This is a genomic window from Methylocystis sp. (assembly GCF_050246715.1).
Classification (GTDB): Bacteria; Pseudomonadota; Alphaproteobacteria; order Rhizobiales; family Beijerinckiaceae; genus Methylocystis.
Genome location: NZ_JBFWVN010000064.1, coordinates 1 through 17,046 on the forward strand (window position 1 = coordinate 1; position 17,046 = coordinate 17,046).

Annotated in this window: 20 protein-coding genes and 3 pseudogenes; 7 read left to right on the top strand and 16 right to left on the bottom strand. The window is 61.0% G+C overall.

The window, feature by feature from the left end; translation table 11 throughout:
- From AB7I51_RS15460 to AB7I51_RS15475, 4 genes are all read right to left on the bottom strand, one after another.
- On the bottom strand, positions 1-247 hold a 247-nt coding region (locus AB7I51_RS15460), incomplete at its 3' end, for a transposase (RefSeq protein WP_428405041.1).
- Positions 248-267: 20 nt separating this feature from the next.
- Complete coding sequence (locus tag AB7I51_RS15465) at positions 268-783, bottom strand: site-specific integrase (protein ID WP_428405042.1); 516 nt, start codon at positions 781-783, stop codon at positions 268-270.
- Complete coding sequence (locus AB7I51_RS15470) at positions 780-1,724, bottom strand: tyrosine-type recombinase/integrase (RefSeq protein WP_428405043.1); 945 nt, start codon at positions 1,722-1,724, stop codon at positions 780-782. The genes AB7I51_RS15465 and AB7I51_RS15470 overlap by 4 nt, the downstream gene beginning before the upstream one ends.
- Complete coding sequence (locus AB7I51_RS15475; protein ID WP_428405044.1) at positions 1,721-2,941, bottom strand: tyrosine-type recombinase/integrase; 1,221 nt, start codon at positions 2,939-2,941, stop codon at positions 1,721-1,723. Before AB7I51_RS15475 ends, AB7I51_RS15470 begins: the two co-directional genes overlap by 4 nt.
- 144 nt (positions 2,942-3,085) lie before the next feature.
- Here AB7I51_RS15475 and AB7I51_RS15480 point away from each other — a divergent pair.
- Positions 3,086-3,640: pseudogene (locus AB7I51_RS15480) on the top strand (class I SAM-dependent methyltransferase); the annotation flags it as partial.
- A gap of 78 nt (positions 3,641-3,718) precedes the next feature.
- Here the strand turns inward: AB7I51_RS15480 and AB7I51_RS15485 are convergent.
- Positions 3,719-4,660: an ArdC family protein gene (locus tag AB7I51_RS15485; protein ID WP_428405045.1), complete on the bottom strand. Its 942-nt coding sequence runs from the start codon at positions 4,658-4,660 to the stop codon at positions 3,719-3,721.
- A gap of 730 nt (positions 4,661-5,390) precedes the next feature.
- Between AB7I51_RS15485 and AB7I51_RS15490 the strand changes: the two genes are divergently transcribed.
- The 4 genes from AB7I51_RS15490 (at position 5,391) to AB7I51_RS15505 (ending at position 7,846) form a co-directional block, all read left to right on the top strand.
- On the top strand, positions 5,391-5,576 hold the full coding sequence (locus tag AB7I51_RS15490) for a hypothetical protein (protein WP_428405046.1): 186 nt from the start codon (positions 5,391-5,393) through the stop codon (positions 5,574-5,576).
- Between the two features lie 343 nt (positions 5,577-5,919).
- On the top strand, positions 5,920-6,261 hold the full coding sequence (locus AB7I51_RS15495) for a helix-turn-helix domain-containing protein (RefSeq protein ID WP_428405047.1): 342 nt from the start codon (positions 5,920-5,922) through the stop codon (positions 6,259-6,261).
- Positions 6,251-7,522, top strand: coding sequence for a type II toxin-antitoxin system HipA family toxin (locus tag AB7I51_RS15500; protein ID WP_428405048.1), 1,272 nt, complete (start codon positions 6,251-6,253; stop codon positions 7,520-7,522). The genes AB7I51_RS15495 and AB7I51_RS15500 overlap by 11 nt, the downstream gene beginning before the upstream one ends.
- 3 nt (positions 7,523-7,525) lie before the next feature.
- Positions 7,526-7,846, top strand: coding sequence for a hypothetical protein (locus AB7I51_RS15505; RefSeq protein ID WP_428405049.1), 321 nt, complete (start codon positions 7,526-7,528; stop codon positions 7,844-7,846).
- Between the two features lie 22 nt (positions 7,847-7,868).
- Here AB7I51_RS15505 and AB7I51_RS15510 read toward each other — a convergent pair whose 3' ends face one another.
- Positions 7,869-8,294: a DUF3617 domain-containing protein gene (locus AB7I51_RS15510; RefSeq protein ID WP_428405050.1), complete on the bottom strand. Its 426-nt coding sequence runs from the start codon at positions 8,292-8,294 to the stop codon at positions 7,869-7,871.
- Between the two features lie 252 nt (positions 8,295-8,546).
- Here AB7I51_RS15510 and AB7I51_RS15515 point away from each other — a divergent pair.
- Positions 8,547-8,808 (top strand): annotated as a pseudogene (locus tag AB7I51_RS15515) (transposase); the annotation flags it as partial.
- Between the two features lie 28 nt (positions 8,809-8,836).
- On the opposite strand, the gene pqqA reads toward AB7I51_RS15515, so the two are convergent.
- Together pqqA and AB7I51_RS15525 are read right to left on the bottom strand one after the other, a co-directional pair.
- On the bottom strand, positions 8,837-9,067 hold the full coding sequence (gene pqqA / locus AB7I51_RS15520; RefSeq protein WP_428405051.1) for a pyrroloquinoline quinone precursor peptide PqqA: 231 nt from the start codon (positions 9,065-9,067) through the stop codon (positions 8,837-8,839).
- Positions 9,064-10,446: a histidine kinase gene (locus AB7I51_RS15525; RefSeq protein ID WP_428405052.1), complete on the bottom strand. Its 1,383-nt coding sequence runs from the start codon at positions 10,444-10,446 to the stop codon at positions 9,064-9,066. Before AB7I51_RS15525 ends, pqqA begins: the two co-directional genes overlap by 4 nt.
- A gap of 115 nt (positions 10,447-10,561) precedes the next feature.
- Here AB7I51_RS15525 and AB7I51_RS15530 point away from each other — a divergent pair, with 115 nt between their 5' ends.
- Entirely contained in the window at positions 10,562-11,206 is a 645-nt protein-coding gene (locus AB7I51_RS15530; RefSeq protein WP_428405053.1) for a response regulator transcription factor, read from the top strand.
- Here the strand turns inward: AB7I51_RS15530 and AB7I51_RS15535 are convergent.
- From AB7I51_RS15535 to AB7I51_RS15570, 8 genes and pseudogenes are all read right to left on the bottom strand, one after another.
- Positions 11,199-11,714, bottom strand: coding sequence for a hypothetical protein (locus AB7I51_RS15535; protein WP_428405054.1), 516 nt, complete (start codon positions 11,712-11,714; stop codon positions 11,199-11,201). The two genes, AB7I51_RS15530 and AB7I51_RS15535, sit on opposite strands and share 8 nt — an antisense overlap.
- 8 nt (positions 11,715-11,722) lie before the next feature.
- Positions 11,723-12,247 carry an SRPBCC family protein gene (locus tag AB7I51_RS15540; RefSeq protein ID WP_428405055.1) on the bottom strand — a complete coding sequence of 175 codons (525 nt, stop codon included), beginning with the start codon at positions 12,245-12,247 and terminating at the stop codon, positions 11,723-11,725.
- Positions 12,244-13,248: a vWA domain-containing protein gene (locus AB7I51_RS15545; RefSeq protein ID WP_428405056.1), complete on the bottom strand. Its 1,005-nt coding sequence runs from the start codon at positions 13,246-13,248 to the stop codon at positions 12,244-12,246. Before AB7I51_RS15545 ends, AB7I51_RS15540 begins: the two co-directional genes overlap by 4 nt.
- Entirely contained in the window at positions 13,248-13,751 is a 504-nt protein-coding gene (locus tag AB7I51_RS15550) for an MxaK protein (protein WP_428405057.1), read from the bottom strand. Before AB7I51_RS15550 ends, AB7I51_RS15545 begins: the two co-directional genes overlap by 1 nt.
- 101 nt (positions 13,752-13,852) lie before the next feature.
- Positions 13,853-14,854 (bottom strand): vWA domain-containing protein, encoded by a 1,002-nt coding sequence (locus AB7I51_RS15555; RefSeq protein WP_428405058.1) that lies wholly within the window; start codon positions 14,852-14,854, stop codon positions 13,853-13,855.
- On the bottom strand, positions 14,851-15,747 hold the full coding sequence (locus AB7I51_RS15560; protein WP_428405059.1) for a nonribosomal peptide synthetase MxaA: 897 nt from the start codon (positions 15,745-15,747) through the stop codon (positions 14,851-14,853). The genes AB7I51_RS15555 and AB7I51_RS15560 overlap by 4 nt, the downstream gene beginning before the upstream one ends.
- Positions 15,748-15,755: 8 nt before the next feature.
- Positions 15,756-16,601, bottom strand: a complete 846-nt coding sequence (locus tag AB7I51_RS15565; protein ID WP_428405060.1) for a DUF58 domain-containing protein — start codon at positions 16,599-16,601, stop codon at positions 15,756-15,758.
- Positions 16,598-17,046 (bottom strand): annotated as a pseudogene (locus AB7I51_RS15570) (AAA family ATPase); the annotation flags it as partial. The gene AB7I51_RS15565 and the pseudogene AB7I51_RS15570, both read right to left, overlap by 4 nt.

Here is a 17,046-nt window from a genome sequence, read left to right on the forward strand (position 1 = left end):
GCATGAAGTAGGAATGCGCCGTGCTCTTGGGCGGCAGGTCCTTGGGCAGCGCTTTCCACTGGCAGCCTGTGGCGAGCACGTAGAAAATCGCGTTAAGAACCTCGCGCACGTCGACCGTTCGTTTGCGACCGCCGCGCTTGGCGGGCGGAATGAAAGGCCCAATAAGAGCCCACTCCGCGTCGGTCAGATCAGAAGGGTAACGAAGGCCGCGACGATCGGCAACGATGCGATGCTCGGGCCTCCACATCACTAAACTCCCCTTGCGAATCATTCTTCCCGCAAGGGAATCACAACCGACTCTTTCGACTCAACTTCTTTCAGGATCGGCTCTAAGACGTGATCACGCCGCCCCACCCATGTCGTCCGATCCGGCGCCGCGAGCAGGGCCGCTATCTCCTCAGCGTCGAGGAACGTCACGCTCCGCTTCACGTATCGCTTGTTGGGCATTGAGAGAATGCGCTGGCAATGAAGAAGCCAACTCGGGTCAGTCAATGCAACGTAGCGGAAGAATGAGCGGATGGCGGCAAGGCGCGTATTTCGGGTGCGTGCTGTGTTGCCTCGCGCCGTTTCGATATAGGTCAGGAAGTCGGCAACGAGATCGGCATCGAGATCTTCGATCGTCAGCTTCGTGGGCGGCTTTCCACACCGTGCGCTCGCATACCGGATCAGCAGCCGGAATGTGTCCCGGTAACCGGCGACGGTATGACGGCTCGCCTCCATCTGCGTGCAGAGCCGATCGGTGAAGAAGCGCTGGATCAGCGCAGGGAAGGTGGTCGCCTTCATTGGATTTCTGCCTCCATGGCCGCGCCTGTTATTCGAGCGGAGGCCAACTCCAGCAGTTCCGGAACCGCTTCCAAATACCAGTATGTATGGGCGGGGTTCGCATGACCGAGCCATGTCGTGAGCTTGATCATCTCGCGGCCAACATCTTTGCCTGACCGATACCAGCCCAGCATGGTCCGCACCGCGAAGGTGTGACGAAGATCGTGGATCCGCGGGCCACGACCATGCCGAAGATAAAGCTGCGGCTCTCGCAGCCCGATCTGTTGGCAAACATGCGCGAAGTTGTAGCGCGCACCGCAATCTCCAAGCCGATGCCCCTCGCAGGTCACGAAGAATGCTTCCGGCCTGCGCCCGAGCAGTCGGTCCCGCTCGCGACCATATCTTTCCAGTTGCATCACGACGCTTGGGTCCAACGGTAGCAGGCGTTCCTTGCCAAGCTTGCCCTGACGGACATGAAGCACTCCGGATCCAACATCAAGATCGGCAGGGTCGAGACCGAGAGCTTCGCTGATCCGGAGGCCGGTCACGGCGATCAGGCCGAAGAGCGTCGAGCAGGTTAGGCCGCGTATGCCGTAGACCGATGGCAGTATCCGCGCATGCTCGATGATCGCAACGATTTCGGATTCACTATAAATATATGGATGCACACGTTGAACGCGACCGGGCACCAGTCCCCGGGGCGGTGCCTCGTGCTTCGGGTCCATCCCGTGCAACCATTCGGCAAATTGGCGGGCTACCCTGAAGCGTGTTGCCCGAGTTCCTGGAGTGGCGGAGGGCAAGCTTTCGAGCCAGCGCATGACCAGATTGGTGTTGACGTACTCCAGGTCATCGCGGTCGGCGAAGGCGGCGAAGCGACGTAGGATTCGCTCATCGGTGCTCAGATTGGCGCCGAGCTGTCTTCTGACAGTCAGATAGCGGTCAAGTTCGGTAAGGAAGCTCATCGTGCCACCTCCGCGACAGGCCAGGGCTGGGCGATGGAGCGCAATCCGTCCGTGTAAAGCTTCGCGTAGATCATCGTCGTCGCCCGCGACCGATGCCTCAGCAGATCGCCAATCTCTTCCAGCGAGGCCCCGGCGCGAACCATGTTCGTCGCCAGGCTGTGGCGCAGAACGTGCGATCCCACATAGGGTGTCGGCGGCTTCACTCCTGTCGCCGCAAATGCCTCCTTCAATATGTCGTTGACGACCTGGCTATCCTTGAACGAGCGGTTTGGTGCTCGCAGCGTAACGAACAGCGTGCGGGTGGTTGCAGAGGTTCGGTCCTCCCGTAGATATTTACTGATCGCTTCACCCACGTCGGTCGGGATCGGCAGTCGATCATGACGCTGTCCTTTTCCGCGAACCAGCAGTTCCCCTGCGCGCCAGTCTATATCGTCGAGTTGGATTGCCATGACCTCGAGCGCGCGTAGACGAAGGCGGGCCATCAGCAACAGCATTGCGTAGTCGCGGGCTCCACGCCGCGGATTGGCGCGCACCGATGCCAGAACGGTCTCCACCTCGTCGGGCGACAGATGACGCGGAAGCCTTGCGCCCCAGGGCTTATGCGCCCGGGGTACACAGAGCGACAGGTTCGTATTCGTGAGGCCCTGTGCGAACAGATACTGGAAGAAGCTGCGCAAATGTGTGGCCGGCGTCTTGTCGCGGAACGGGCGTTTGCGCGCTAGGAGGTACTCCATGAATGACACGACATCCCGGGCGTTCAGCGCCGGCAGATCGATCATATGGTCGCCGAAGCGATGATCGAGAAAGCGATCCGCGAACCGCAGCACATGATAGACGGAGCGAGGGCTGAGGCCGCGCTGCCGCAGAAGATAGGATTCAAAGTTGCCCAGCAGTTCGTGACGCTCGGCCTGCGCAGGCGTAAGGAGGGGTCGTTTCGCCACTCCTAGCTCAATAAGATGCGGAACGAACAGCCTAGCGAGATTAGGGATTTTGATCTGGCTCTTCGGCGTGGCGGGCAACCGCCGTCCAAATTCGACGGCAAGGTCTGGCGTCAGCGCCGACGGTTGAATGCCCTCGGGTTCGAGCAAGCGACCAAAACGGCGAAGAAGGTAGCGATAATTTTCGAGCGTAGCCGGCTTGTAGTTCTTCGATGAAAGGCTTTTCTCGAACGATACGAAATAGGGGTCGAGGCAGGTCGTCTGATTAAATATTTCCATTTCTTGTGCTCCATAGTTGGAGCGACAATCTTCACGCCAAAGCCATATCTTTTAACCAAGTTTGCGGCCGCTTCCGACCGAGGACATTTGACGTGCGGTTCGCGTTGTCTGCAAGCTGCCTTACGCAGCAGATAGGAGGCGTCGATGGGCGACACTGCGCATTTCGATCGACGGGGACCGAGCTACGACCAGGACGAAACGCACAAGCGGATTGTCGAACTTTTACTCGCTCCCTTCACATTCGTGCGTGACGAACGAGTGTTGGACTTGGCAACCGGCACCGGCCTGGTCGCGTTGCAGGTCGCCAAGCTCCTGGGATCGTCCGGATGGGTCATCGGCTTGGACAACTCTGCAGGGATGCTGGCAGCAGCGCGTCGCAGCGCGGAAGCGGCGCAGCTAAGCAACGTTCAGTTCGAGTTGGGAGATGCCGAGAACCCAAGCTTTGACGATTTTAGCTTCGATCGCCTGTTCTGCGGGTCTGCCCTGGTGCTGATGTCGGATATTCTTGCCGCCTTGCGGCGCTGGCATGATCTGCTCAAGCCCGGAGGCACAATCGCGTTTGATACGCCAAGCAAGCCCTTCGGCTTCTCGCAGCGAGCATCGGAAGCGGCGCTCCGTCATGGGGTGGAGCTAAGTTACGGCGAGGTGGTGGACACGCCCGGGAAATGCTGCGCTCTCGTCGAGCAAGCTGGTTTTGAGGTAGTCAGCGTTCGTAAGGAGGTTGCCAGTGTCGCTCCGATCGCACTCAGTCAGGTGATCGCGATGTATGATGAGCGCTTAGATCATCCGGCTTGGCGCGGTATCAAGGAAACCAAACCGGATATCCGTGCGGCGATAAGGGCCGACTACATTCGCAGCGCCACTGCGGACGCCGTGAACGGCAACGTTCCGAACGAAGTTGCCCTCTGCTTCACTACCGCCCGAAAGGGGTAATTCGATCGCAGCAAGGACTGCTCCTGTCCGCTTGAGCCTTGAAGCCGACAGGCAGCTAACCACCGAACTTCGTGGTTTCCTGATGGCTCTGATTATGCCGAACTGCCGCATGGCCCAGAACCGGTTTGCTCGCCGCAAAGCTTGGCCATGCGGCATAATCCATCTTACGGCATAATGAGTCATTTCATGGGCAAGAACGGCGTAATAGGATTCCGCGTCTCTGAAGGATTCAAAGGGCGGCATCTGCACATGATCGGATGAGATGCTGTAATAAGCGCGCCCGCCGCCGTGGCGAATGTCCGCGCCGGTCGCCGCGAAGATCGTTTCCGCCTGCGCGATACGCGGCAGCGCATCGGTCACCGGCTCCGCCCTGCCGTAATAATGTTCCGGGAGTCCTTCGATCTGCTCCACGTTAAAGACGGTGTAGGATTTGAAAAACGGAATCTCGCGCTCCGATTCTTCGCTGCTGTCTTCGTTGGTTTCCTTCCGCGTCACGGATGAGGCGTAAACGACAAGACTGCCCTGCTCGCCCTTGCGCACATGCGCGCCCAGCTCCATCGCCTGCCTGAACGTCATCCATATCGGCGCGCCGTAGCCTTTGCTGACTGCTTCCGACCAGAGCATGATGACATTGATCCCCTGATATGGAATGCCGTTCGCGCGCAGCGGGCGGGTGATGCGCCCTGCTGCATATTCCGCGCTCCACGGCTGGAGCCACGGGCGAACGCCCTTTTCCAGAGCTTCAACGATCCTGCCTGTGATCTTCTCGTAAACATCGTGTCTCATTGCCTTTCCTCCTTGTTGGCTTCCGGGTTGCGGCTGCTGCTGCAAACCGACTAGCCACGCGGCAATGAGCGGGGGTGCGGCCGTCACAGGCCGGCGCGGGGATGAGGGGGATCGCCCGGGCTGCACGACCGGAGCGCAGCGCAGGAAGGAAGGCCGGGGACACGTCCCGGCGCCGCCGCGCCAACGGCGCGCGCCTGGCCTTGACGGCCCGGGGGCCGCAGGCCCTTTTTCAGAACGCAAAGAAATTCAGCCGCAGGCTGCCCGATTCCCGCGCGAGGGATCGTCACCCGCAGGGGCCGGGACGCACATCCCGCACCTGAGCGGGATCTGAAGCGGCCCGGTGCGCCCGGCGCATAGAGCCCAATGACGCACAGCGTCACGCGCCCTGAAACTCGATGCTGGTCTGTAGCGCGCTACAAGAACGCCAGCTTCCGGAAAATCCCGCTCGTCTTCACTCCACGGACAACGCCATCCGCAAACCTGCTTTCCTGACTCTTTCAGCCCGCTTTCAATTCAGCGCCCTGTCTTCCCCACGCCCTCCGTCCCCGCCCGCGCGTCCTTCTTTTCCCGTCCTTCGCGCCTTCGGCGGCTTCATGACCGCAAGCGCCCGTACCGGAGCGCTCCTCCACTGACGTTGCGTCCGCAAGGCGGTGCGTCCCCGCCCCGAACGCGCAGGTCCAGTCCGCGAGATGGCCGCGATGGCCGCTGCCGGAAACGACGGAGGAAGACCATGAGAGCGCTGAACGAAACCGAACTGATGCGGTGCACGAAACAAGAGCTTGCGGCGCTGCTGCGCCGGATCGCCGCCGAGCTGCCGAACTTTCCGGAAGGATCGGTGGAGCTGCGCAACGCCCACTACAACCTGCACATCATCCGCAGGGCGCTGGCGCGGCCGGGCATCGGGCCGCGGCTGTGAGCGCACCGGGCCGCGCGCGCCTGCTCCCCCGGCCTTGCCGCCAAAAACCGGACTTTTTCGTGGCAACCAAACCGCTCGATGTCAGCTATTCCGAAGGAATTACAATGAGCTATTTGCGCAGGAAAGCGGACATACAGACATCGTCCTGACGGAAGCGCTGCTATCGAAGGCGCTTCTGAAGGCCAATGGACGAGCAGTCATGTGTTTATTTAAAATAACTTATTTTCAATATAAGTTGTTTCAAATCAACCAGTTCATAGGCAAACACATTGACTTGGCAGCATTTCTTATGATATGTTGCTTTAAAGCACCTCAGACATTTAAAATGTAGCTTCAAAGCGCCATGACACGAGTAAGCAAGATTGCAGAGGCTCCACCCTACGCCGTCGAGATGGCCCTAAAGCGCCTCGGCGCGAATATCCGTACGGCACGGCTGCGCCGCGGCCTGCGCCTCGACGAGCTTGCCGCAAAAATCGGGCTGTCCCGCTTCGCACTATCCGATGTCGAAAAGGGCAAGTCGACGACCGGCATCGCCGCTTACCTCGGGGCGCTCTGGGCCCTCGGCCTGCTCGGCGACATGGAAACGGTTGCCAGCCCCGACCGGGATGAGGAAGGCAAGACCCTAGAAGCCGCGCGCCGGCCGAAGACCGCTCATGGCAGCAGGAAGCTGGACAATGAGTTCTGAGCGCGAATGTTTCGTCTATATCGTTCTGCCCGGCGCGACGGAGTTCGTGACAGCCGGCCGTTTCCGCGTGACCACCGACCGGACCGGGGTTGCGCGCGGCTCTTTCGTCTACGGCAAGAGCTATCTTGCCCGGCCCGACGCCGTTGAATTCGACCCCATCGAATTGCGCCTTGCGCCGCGTGTCTACGAGACCGTGCGGCTTGACGGCTTCTTCGGCGCGATCCGAGATTCCATGCCGGATTATTGGGGCCGCAGGGTGATCGAAAAACACGCCGGCCTCACCGTTCTCGAAGAATTCGACTATCTGCTGCAAGGGCCGGACGATCGCGCCGGCGCGCTCGGCTTCGGGCTCAATGTCACTCCGCCCGCCCCGCGCCGCGTCTTCAACAGCACCCTCGACCTTGCGCGTCTCCAGGCCGCCGCCGATGCCATCATGGCGGATGACGCGGACCGCGCCGATGAAATCATCGCGCAGGCCGGCAATCTGATCGATCCTGGCACTTCGATGGGCGGCGCCCGTCCCAAGGCGGTCGTCCAAGATGACGGCAGTCTCTGGATCGCGAAGCTCAGCGCGCGCGAAGACCGATTCAACTATCCGTGCGTCGAACATGGAATACTGCGCCTTGCCGCCGAATGCGGGCTTCATGTTGCCGACAGCCGCCTTGAAACCGTGGGCGGCAAGGATGTCCTGCTCGTGCGCCGCTTCGACCGCGATCCCACCGAAAGCGGCTATCGCCGTCACCGCATGGTCAGCGCCCTCACCTTGCTGCGGACAGGTGACCAGCCGGAAGACCGCGCGCAGTGGTCCTACCTCCTCCTTGCCGATGAAATCAGGCGCGTCAGCGCTGCACCGAAAGCCGATCTCCGGGAGCTGTTCGGCAGGATTTGTTTCAATGCGGCGGTTTCCAATCTCGACGACCACCCGCGCAATCATGCGGTGCTCGGCAAGGACAGGAGTTGGCGGCTCAGCCCCGCTTACGATCTCACGCCAACCCCGGCCATCGCCGAGGAGCGGCGCGATCTTGCGATGACATGCGGCCCCTATGGCCGCTACGCGAACCGCGTCAATCTGATCGCCGGCCACGGCCGTTTCCTGCTTTCGGAAGATGACGCGGCGGCAATCTTCGACCGCATCGCCGCAACGGCAAAAGAGCGCTGGCGCCCGCTCATGCGCAGCATCGGAGTGACCGAACGCGACTGCGAAATCATCGCCCGCGCCTTCGTATACGGCGGACTCTTCCTGCAAGAGCGCGGGGCCTGATCGATGAGGGTCTACGGCATCGATTTTACGAGCACGCCGTCGCGCCGCAAACCCCTCACCTGCCTTGCCTGCACGTTTGACGATCGCCTCCTGCGTACAGAAACCCTCGAAGAATGGCAGGATTTTTCGGAGTTCGAGAGGGCGCTGAAACGTCCCGGCCCGTGTTACAGAGTCGCCCGTCGCCCGATCATGGAGACGGACGCCATGACCCCTCTAGAGATTCTGGACGCCGCGCACGAGCGGAACGCCGGCTACAAGGTGGATGCGAGCCGCGGCGAGCGGATCTGCCGCGCGTCGTCGGAGCGCCTTTCGGCCAGCGGATGAGCGTTGCCGTTCGCTGTCATATTCAGCGCGTGCATTGCGCACGAATAAACTTGGCGTCGATCGTGAAACCTGAGCGATGGGTGCCAGCAGTCGCTTTCGATTGCGCGCGATACCAGGTCGTGAAGTCTCCGGTGAAGAGAAGGCTCGTCACGTCGCGCTTGCTTTCTGGGCCGCATCCGATCGTCACAATCACCCGATCATTTGCCCGCGTGACGGAAGGCGCGCCGCAGCTGCTGTTCAGCGCGCCGATGATGCTGTCGCCGTCTTCGATGCAGACCTCATTCATCTCCATGCCGATTTCCGGCGCGACGGTAGTGATGCGCCAAAGGCCGGGCGTTCTTTTCGGCATGGCGGTCGGCTGCGGCGGCGGCGCCTCCTCTGCGAGCGCAGCGTTCGCGAACAATGTGACAGGGCCGACGAACATCAACAGCCGCAGCGAAGCCTTCATTTCATAATTCCCATGTGCGCCTCAGGTCGCCCACCTAAGCGCGCGGCAGCGCTCCGTAAAAGGGCCTCCGATTTTTCCCCGTGACGGTGAGAATCTGTCCCATTGGGCGCTTTGCGCGCTCTGACAATCTTCGCTGACTTTCACGTCTTGGCAATCGGACATGGCAGGATGACCCATCAATCATGGCGGCGTGCGCTCCTCGGCCAGCTCTCAGCGTGACGAACCCCCACGACTTTGCATGTTCTCTATTGCGTGATGAATAATCTCGGCAGCCATAAAGGCGCTTGCGTGCGCAAGGCATTGAGGCGGCTGGCGCAACACTGCTCTACCTGCCGCCTACAGCCCTGACTTCAATCCGATCGAGAAGGCCTTCTCAAAAGTCAAAGCGCTTCTCCGCAAAGCCGCGGAGCGTAGCGTCGAGTCGCTTTGGGATAGGATCGGCGCCCTCCTCAAAGAGTTCTGCCCCGCCGAATGCGTCAACTTCTTCGCCGGCGCCGGATATGAGCCTCTTTGAGAAGAAATCGCTTTGGAGAAACGGCCGATCAGATCTCAGCTGATTCGTAGCTGGTGATTTCCATGCCGACGCAGATTTCGACGATAGTGGGTTGTGACCAAGTCATGGCTTTCCTCCTACAATTCGCGGTCCGGCTGATACGGCGGCTCTGGTCGAGACTAATTAGAGATGCGCAGGGTTTCAACTTCAAACTTTCTTCGATCACGCTTCCAAAATTTCCCGATTGGCGATCGCCAACAGACGGACTTCGGCAGATCATTCGCCGTCGTCCTGTAAGGGGAGCGACACAACAATCCGCGCGCCGCCGGACCCCGGCCGCTCAATCCGCTGCACGCCCCCAAGCGCCCGCACACGCTCGTTCATGCCGAGCAGACCCAAACCTGGAGCAAAGCGCTCAGAAATGCCGACGCCATTATCCTTTATGGTGATCTTGAGTTGCGGTGGCGCTTCAGCGTCGTGCTCTTGGGGGTCCGCGTCCAGATCGAATTCCAGAGTGACCTCGCCCCTGTTCGCGCCGGAATGACGGAAAATATTGGTGACGCCCTCCTGCACGACGCGATAGGCCGCGAGCGCCGTCTCCTCGTCGAGCGAAGATAGATCGTGGCGGACGACGAGACGCAAATCGACCTCGGGATGAGTCAATGCCCAGGACGCGAAGAGGGCCTTAAGCGCCAACTCCAGACCAAGCTCTTCGAGGCCTTTCGGCCGCAGCCGGCCAAGCAGGCCTCTGAAAAGCGACTGAAGCGACTCGCTCGCCTTGTCGATCGTTGCGCTCATCTGTCTCAATCGTCCGATGTCTGGCGAGGGATGCGAGACCAGCTCTTGTAGCGCCGCCGACGTGGCGCGTATGGAGAACAGGCAGGGGCCCGCCTCATCATGCAAATCGCGCGCGATTTCCTTGCGTTCGCCTTCCTGCACTTGAATCAACTTATCAACGAGTTCGCGGTTCTCCTGCTTGATGCGGTCGAGCGTTGCGCCAAGCGAATTTAAGGCGGCGGCTATCGATCTGAATTCGCTCGCTCCGCTGAGCGGCAGGCGTACGCCGCTCTTGCCAGCTTCCAATTGCGCCAGCCCGGACTTTAGCGCGTCGAAGGGCGCAAGCGATTGGCGCAGGCACAGGAGAACGATCGTCAGGAAAACAAGCATGACTGTGAGGCTAATGGCCGCAAGCCAAACCATATCCGACCAGATCTCTCCGAGTTCGTCGAATGGATTCGAGATCAACAAAATGTTGCTATAAGCGCGTCCACCGACGATTACGGGGATTGTCATCACCTTTGGCGATGCGCCAACCAGCTTGGCAAACCATTCCGGAACATCTCGATCGGAATGACGGATTTTTTCCAGCCAATCCGCGGGCGGCGTTTCATTCGCGGCGAGGATCTCAACATCTGCATGGCGAAGGTTGTCGAGCGACGCATAAAGGCGTTGCAACGCCGGCGTCGGATCTTCATTTTCGGGAAGATTTGCTATCGTTGCTAAGACAACTTCCCGCATCAATCTGAGATTGCTTCCCGCTTCCGCGCGCACGCGCGGTCCGGCGTGAAAGAGCTGTATCGCAAGATTACTCAGCAACGTCGCGCCAAGCACGACGCCGATCAACCAGCCGAGTCTGGCCTTGAGTGAAAAACCGCGCATGATGAGCGCCCTCGTCCGCGTCCCACGCTTTGCCGTTGACGTACGCTGACAGTCGATTGACAAGACTGCCGGTACCCACAACATAAGTTCTGGCTCTCAAACAAATGAAAAAAGGATGCGCATTCTCATCGTCGACGACCACCCCATGGTGATCGAGGGCTGCCGCGGCATGCTTTCGGTACAAAAAGACATCGAAGTGCTGGAGGCGCATAACGCCGACGAGGCGCTTGACGCCTATGCCTCTGCACCGCCCGACGTTGTGGTGCTCGACATTAACCTGCCCGGCGTCTCCGGCTTCGAACTGCTGCGCCGCATCTTCAAGCGTGACGCGAACGCCAAAATCATCATCTTCAGCATGAATGATGATCCGGTTTTCGCAGCGCGCGCGATAGAGGGCGGCGCGCGCGGCTATGTCGCAAAGAATGAGGACCCGCGCGTCTTCATCAAGGCGATCCGCGCCGTAGCTGGGGGCGAACGCTATCTCTCCAACACTCTCGCGCTAAAGCTCGCATTCGCCGATCAGAGCCATGTTAGCAATCCCCTCGACGCGCTGAACGGCCGGGAGATCGAAATCCTGCGCAATCTCGCCGACGGCAAGGACATGACCCAAATCGCGCATATTCTCAAAGTCTCCTACAAGACCGTCGCGAATAATTGCATTATTCTGAAGCGCAAGCTCGGCGCGCAATCGACGGCGGATCTTCTGCGTATTGCCGTCGAAAACAAGATTGCAATGAAGCTGTGTAGGCGCGCTATCTAAATCGCTTCTGCGTCCGATAGCGCGCGGCGAGTAAGCGCAGCGAATCCTCGCGCTCCACCCCGCTATGGCGCAGATTGTAATAGTGCTGGCATAGCTCGCCATAGGTCTGCTTTTGCCCTGCCGTCGCCGCAACCTCGACGAGCGCATTGATCAACTGCGCGAAATCCTCGGCATGACCGTCCGCCGCAAGCATCTGGCTGACTTGCGCGGTACGATTGGCGAGCATGCGGTCCGTTTCCAGAAAGTGCGCGCGCGCCGACAGCAACGCTGCGCGAATGCGCTCCACCGCGGCGTCGCGCTCGTGAACGGCCGCGCCGGCCTCACGCTGCGCGAGCCAGAGCGCAGGCTCCATGTGATCTGTCGCCCGCAACCAGACGTCAGCCTTGTTGCGCGCGTCGGTCTCGATCACGTCATCCTGTTCGGCGCTGCGCCGCTCCTCGCCGCAAGAGGCGACGAGCGCGCAGACGCCTGCGAGGATGACAGCTTTTCGAAGGCGCCGAGGACGCATCGCCCCCGCTATTTCCCTTCGACCTTCTTTTTCAGGCCCTGAAGCCCATCGTGCAGGTAGCTCGTCATCGCCGCGCGCGCAGCATCGTCATTAAGGCTTTCCGGCGGCTCGTTGCTCGTATCGCCGCGATAGAGTCGGCCATACCACTTCACCAAACTTCCGCCCGCCGCCGCAGGCTCAACCGTGAATGTGACGGTGTAGGAACTGACGGGCATGGCGTCGAGATTGGGATCCGACATGCGCCAGGACATTTTGAACGCCGCCGGATCATATTCGTCGAGCCCTTCCTTCAAAACGCCGCCTTTCTTGAACGCCACTTCGCGTTCGGCGCCGGCGGCGTCGCCGCCTTGAGCCTTTACGCTCTGAACGTCGGGATGCCAGTTGGCGAGGCCGTCGAATTTCCCCGCCACTACCCATACGGCCTTCGGATCCGCGGCGATGACGATCGACTCATCGACCTTGATCGGCGTCGGCCCATGCGCGAGCGCAGGCGCGCAAATCAGAAGCGCGAAAAGCCCCAGCAGCGTTCTCATTTAGATCTCCCTTGTTGCGGATGGCGGTTGGATGAGGCGGCGCGGCGCGCTTGAACGAATGCCTGCGCGAGCAAGGTCGCCGCGCCGGCGAAGAAGGAAAAAATGGCGGCCGCGACGCCAAAGAACGGACGCAGATCAAGCGCCGCTTCGCGCGGCCGGACAGAGGCGACTGCGGCATAGTCCGTCCATAATCGCTTGCCGTTCTCCAGATGCGCGTAGGTCAGGCCCGACTTTTCGGCGAGCGAACGCAGATGGTCTTCCCTTACGGAAGACAGGTGCTCGACGCCAACGGCCGCCGTCGCGCCGAAGGGCGCGTTGCGCGCGTTGTAGCCTTCGCGCCGCTCTGCGCCTTCCGGCGGCAAGCCGAAGCGGCTCTCGTGCGGAACGTCGTCGACGCCGAGAAATCCGATTTCCCTGCCCCTGTCGTCAAATTTCGGGATGGGCGAAAGCTCATAGCCGCCGACGCCGACGATGAGTCCGCGCACCTCGCCGGAGCGCCCTTCAAATGCAGGCACGCCACGGGCGGGAAGCGGCGGCGCTTCCTGCCCATCGGTGAAGAACAGGAGATCGCTTTTCAAGTCGCGCGCGATATCGATGGCGCGGAAAAGGCCAGCCGATACACGGCTGTCGCCCTCCCAAGCCATGCGCCAGTCGAGGGCGTCAATCGAAGATTCAAGCGGAGCGAAGTTGGCGCAGACGTCGATCGGCTCGAACAGCAGAAATGTCTTGCGTTCGCTGAAAATCCCGAGACCGAGATGCGATGGACAGGGCGCTTCGACAAGCATGGCGCGCAGCGCCGTCTTTACGGCGTCGAGGCGGCTGACTGGCAGGCCGGACGCCGCATAGTCACGAACGTTCATACTGCCGGTGATGTCGACGACAGCAAGCAAATCGAAAGCCGGACGTCGAATCGTAATCTTTGGCGCCAGAAAGGTGGCGACCAGCGACAGCATCGCCAGCGCAAGCAAAACGAGTCGTGGATCGCGCAAATCCGGCCGCATCACGGAAGCCCCTTTGGCTTGCCGGGAATATCGGTCCAGAGTTTTTTGGGGTCGGCGCTCAGTTCATCGCCGCTCTTTCTCTCGAAATCCGGAAAATCTCGGACAAGCCGAGCGGCCACGTCGAGATTATATTTAGCGTCCCAGTATTCGGGGGCGAGTTGCAAGGCTTGGCGATATTCCCGCTTGGCCAGATTGACAAAAGGATTGGCCCCTTCGAGCTCGGAGCGTTGGATCTGATCGAACGCCTTGCGCAGCAGAGCGTTCGCGAGGAGGTAATGTCCCCGCGCGCGCAATTCGATGCTTCCGCTTCGATCGAGCGCCTCGATCAGGGCGCGCGCACGATCAATTTCGCTTCGCGCCGAAAGAAAGGCCATGCGGGCGACAAGCGCTTCTGGCCTGGCGTTCGCATCGACCGCGACGTCCCGGCCCTGCCGTAGCGAGTCAATCGCGTCATTGGCGTCAACCGCGCCGCGCCAGTCGATGAGCGATGCGGCTGTCGCCATAGTGAGCGCCAGACAAAGCGCTACCAGAATCGACGATCGCGTCTGGCGCCAAAGCGCGCACACTTTGTCGCGTCCAGCCGCAATTCTCTCAACGATAGGCGTCATCGCCCACGGTCTCCGACGCCGAGTCGAACCTCGCCGAGCTTCGCGGCGACAAGGAGGCCCACGGCGGCAAGCGCCAGCGCGAAAGCCGACGCGCTCAAGTCAGTGCGCGGCGATTTTTCGACGTAGCGAACGGGATGCCGTTCGAGCTTGTCGATCTGTTTTAAAGCCTCCTCAGTCTCTTCGGCGCTTTCCACCTCAAAGGCCCGGTAAGGAACGCCGAGGGATTTAAAGAATAGATCGAGATGGCGTTCTGGCGCGGCCTGCGGCGACTCGTCCTCGCCCGTCGGTTGATCGGAGATGCCTCTACTGCCCTCAGTGCGCAGAAACAACCAGTAGAGGCTGACGTTTGTCTTGCGGAACTCAGCCTTAAGGTCATCGCGCTGCTTCGGATCGATAACGCCGGCGCCGTCGGAAATGAGCAAAATTGCGCGAGAGAGATCGGCCTCGCTCGTCTTGAACATCGACAAGGCCATCGCCAGACCGCGCGCAATGTTCGTATAGTCGAGACCGGGACGGTCGATCGCGTCGATAGCGGCTTCAGTAGCGTCGATATGATCCGAGATCGGCGTCACCAGCATCGGCGCCGTCGAAAACGCCGCGACGCCGACGAGATCGTGACGACGCGCTTCAACGAAGCGCTTGAGAATGCGCTTCGCCGCCGCCGCTTTCGATTCTTCTCCTCCGGACGGCGTTCGGCCCGCGAAGGTTTCGTTCATGCTGCCGCTGCGGTCGATGAGCATGACGATCTCAGCGCCTTCGGCGATACGTTCGAGTTCGGTCCCCGCAACATGAAGTCCTGCGGCGCCCAGCAGACTCGCGCCGATCGCAACGGCGCCGCTGAGCTTCACGATATTGCTGGCGAAAGCGGAAAGTCCGTCGACCGGTGCGGACAGGAGCGAGGGTATCGTCGAGTCCCGCAAAACGGACCGCAGAAACGGGAGCAACGCCAGCGGCGCTAGGAACAGCAGCTCAATGTGGTCGAAGCCGAAACCGCTCATCGTACGCGCTCCTGCCTCGCGAGCGCGCTCACGAACTGCGCAAGCTCATCGGCGCGGAAATCGTCGCTTGCCCTTTCGCCACCGAAGAATCGCCGTTTCGAGGCGGCGAAAAACCGCTCGAAATCGATTTGCAGCGGCCGGAATTCCGGACGCCTGCGCAGAAAATCAGCAAGATCGGACGACAGCAAAGTTGCGCCATTGGCCGTATCGAGCGCGCGATGCGCCGACTGGATCGCCGCGTCCAATTCTCTGTCGTCGGACCCGCGGAGCCGGTTTGAAATATCGTTGGCAAGCGCCGAAAAAATGCGCGCTCTGCGCCGCTGAAATGGCGGCCACGCGCGATCACGTGCGACGAGAGCGAAAACCAACAAGGCGGCGACGCCAGCGCCAATCGCGAGATGTCGCGGAAGAGCTTCGTCGACAAAAGGCGTCGAACCGTCCGAACGCATATAGTCGACGGCCTCTTCCTGCTTCTGGGGCGTAATCTCGCGCAAAGGCGAGACGCCGACACGCCACGCGGGAACCTTCGCCACCTCCGCGCCCGCCGCTGTTGAAAATGCGAGGTCGAAACCGGGAATCTCAATTTCCCGCGCATCGAGCGCGACATAGAAATTCTGATAGGTGAGATCGAGACGCCACAAGCGGGCGCCGTTTTCAACGGTTTCGCGAAGCCGCGCCTCCCGGAGATCGAGTGAACCGGTCAGCGGTCCGGGCTTCGGCAAGGAGGCGTGCGAAAGCGCGGCGTTCTCGGGACCCGTGACATCGACGCGCGCCTGGATGAGATCGCCGACGAAATAGCCGAACGGGCGCGCCGGGCGGATGCTTACCGTCAGCTGCTGTGCGGCGGCGGGATGCATTGCGACAAGCGCGAGGATGAGACAGGCAATGCGCATCGCGCGACTCACGCCGCCGTCAGCCGAATGCTGAGATCGACGGGATCGAAACCATCCTCCACATAGATCGGCGCGCGACTGCGCAGCGATGAAAGACGGGCAAGACTTCGTCGGCGCGCGTGCTCCGCTTCGATCCAACGCCGCTGGAGGTCAGGCCTCATCAATAGAATTTGTCGCCGGCCGCTCTCGCTGTCGCGAAGCTCCAACACCCCCGATTTCGGCGGCGCCGACTCGACTGAGTCGACCAGAACGATCGGCGCGACGTCATGCAGGGCAAGCGCATCGAACGCCTGTTCGATCAGGCGCTCGGGCCAGCGGAAGTCGGAAATGAGAAGTACCAGCTTGCGCGTAGCGCCGAGCGCCGCCGCGGCGGCGAGCACGCCTTTCGCGCTCGACCTGCGGGGCGTTTCGACGCCGAGCCTTTCGACGGCGGCGAGCGCCGCTCTCCTCGAACGTGTCGCTGGGATTGCCGACCGGTCGATCAATGCATCCTCGTAAGGAAGTAGGCCAAAACGATCGCCGATTCGAGTCGCCGAATAGGCAAGAGCGGCGCAAAGACCGATGGCGACGCGAAATCTGTCGGCCGCGCCGACGAAACCCATCGACGCGGAAAGGTCAACGAGCGCATAGACGTCGATCGCCGCTCTTTGTTCGAAGCGGCGCACATAGGTCGCGCCGAATGGATCGCGCAGAGTCGCGCGAACGTCGATACGACGGGCGTCTGGATAGCGCATGAAAGGCGCCTGGTCCCGAAACACTCCGAACCCGCCGACTTCGCTCGAATTATGCGCGCCGGCGCGATTGGCGGCGAAACGTCCGCGCGGCCGATAGAGGATATCGACGATCCCGTTCATGGAACCGGCGTCGCATCGAAGGCTGCGCGACATAGTCGCTTGACGATATCGTCGCCGCGCAGTGCGTGAATCGGATCGACGAAAATGCGGTGCGCCATCACTTCGATGAAGAGGTCGCGTACGTCTTCCGGAACAAGATAATCCCGCCCATCGAGCCAGGCGCTCACGCGCGCCGCGCGCGCCAGCGCCGCGAGAGCGCGCGGACTCGCGCCGCCTTTGAGGAGATTGCCGACGTCGACATCAGGCAGCGATATGCCTGCGGAACCCGGCTTGACCAGAGCCTGCCAGAGATTGAGCACATAGCGTTCGAGCGCCCCACTCGATTTCACATGCGTCTGGATCGCGCGCGCAATTTCAGGAATCACGCGATAGTCGAATGAGCCGGCCGTCACGCGTTCGATAAGGGTTTCCGTGTCATGGAAGGCCGGATCGAAGACGAGCCTTC

Bases quoted from the DNA above. Each gene is read 5' to 3' on its own strand.
- AB7I51_RS15535 (WP_428405054.1), bottom strand. From the start codon at position 11,714: ATGCGTCCTCGGCGCCTTCGAAAAGCTGTCATCCTCGCAGGCGTCTGC.
- AB7I51_RS15485 (WP_428405045.1), bottom strand. From the start codon at position 4,660: ATGAGACACGATGTTTACGAGAAGATCACAGGCAGGATCGTTGAAGCT.
- AB7I51_RS15555 (WP_428405058.1), bottom strand. From the start codon at position 14,854: ATGAGCGGTTTCGGCTTCGACCACATTGAGCTGCTGTTCCTAGCGCCG.
- AB7I51_RS15525 (WP_428405052.1), bottom strand. From the start codon at position 10,446: ATGCGCGGTTTTTCACTCAAGGCCAGACTCGGCTGGTTGATCGGCGTC.
- AB7I51_RS15495 (WP_428405047.1), top strand. From the start codon at position 5,920: ATGACACGAGTAAGCAAGATTGCAGAGGCTCCACCCTACGCCGTCGAG.
- AB7I51_RS15505 (WP_428405049.1), top strand. From the start codon at position 7,526: ATGAGGGTCTACGGCATCGATTTTACGAGCACGCCGTCGCGCCGCAAA.
- AB7I51_RS15550 (WP_428405057.1), bottom strand. From the start codon at position 13,751: ATGGCGACAGCCGCATCGCTCATCGACTGGCGCGGCGCGGTTGACGCC.
- AB7I51_RS15490 (WP_428405046.1), top strand. From the start codon at position 5,391: ATGAGAGCGCTGAACGAAACCGAACTGATGCGGTGCACGAAACAAGAG.
- AB7I51_RS15565 (WP_428405060.1), bottom strand. From the start codon at position 16,601: ATGAACGGGATCGTCGATATCCTCTATCGGCCGCGCGGACGTTTCGCC.
- AB7I51_RS15475 (WP_428405044.1), bottom strand. From the start codon at position 2,941: ATGGAAATATTTAATCAGACGACCTGCCTCGACCCCTATTTCGTATCG.
- AB7I51_RS15500 (WP_428405048.1), top strand. From the start codon at position 6,251: ATGAGTTCTGAGCGCGAATGTTTCGTCTATATCGTTCTGCCCGGCGCG.
- AB7I51_RS15545 (WP_428405056.1), bottom strand. From the start codon at position 13,248: ATGCGGCCGGATTTGCGCGATCCACGACTCGTTTTGCTTGCGCTGGCG.
- AB7I51_RS15470 (WP_428405043.1), bottom strand. From the start codon at position 1,724: ATGAGCTTCCTTACCGAACTTGACCGCTATCTGACTGTCAGAAGACAG.
- AB7I51_RS15560 (WP_428405059.1), bottom strand. From the start codon at position 15,747: ATGCGCATTGCCTGTCTCATCCTCGCGCTTGTCGCAATGCATCCCGCC.
- AB7I51_RS15540 (WP_428405055.1), bottom strand. From the start codon at position 12,247: ATGAGAACGCTGCTGGGGCTTTTCGCGCTTCTGATTTGCGCGCCTGCG.
- AB7I51_RS15465 (WP_428405042.1), bottom strand. From the start codon at position 783: ATGAAGGCGACCACCTTCCCTGCGCTGATCCAGCGCTTCTTCACCGAT.
- pqqA (WP_428405051.1), bottom strand. From the start codon at position 9,067: ATGATCTGCCGAAGTCCGTCTGTTGGCGATCGCCAATCGGGAAATTTT.
- AB7I51_RS15530 (WP_428405053.1), top strand. From the start codon at position 10,562: ATGCGCATTCTCATCGTCGACGACCACCCCATGGTGATCGAGGGCTGC.
- AB7I51_RS15510 (WP_428405050.1), bottom strand. From the start codon at position 8,294: ATGAAGGCTTCGCTGCGGCTGTTGATGTTCGTCGGCCCTGTCACATTG.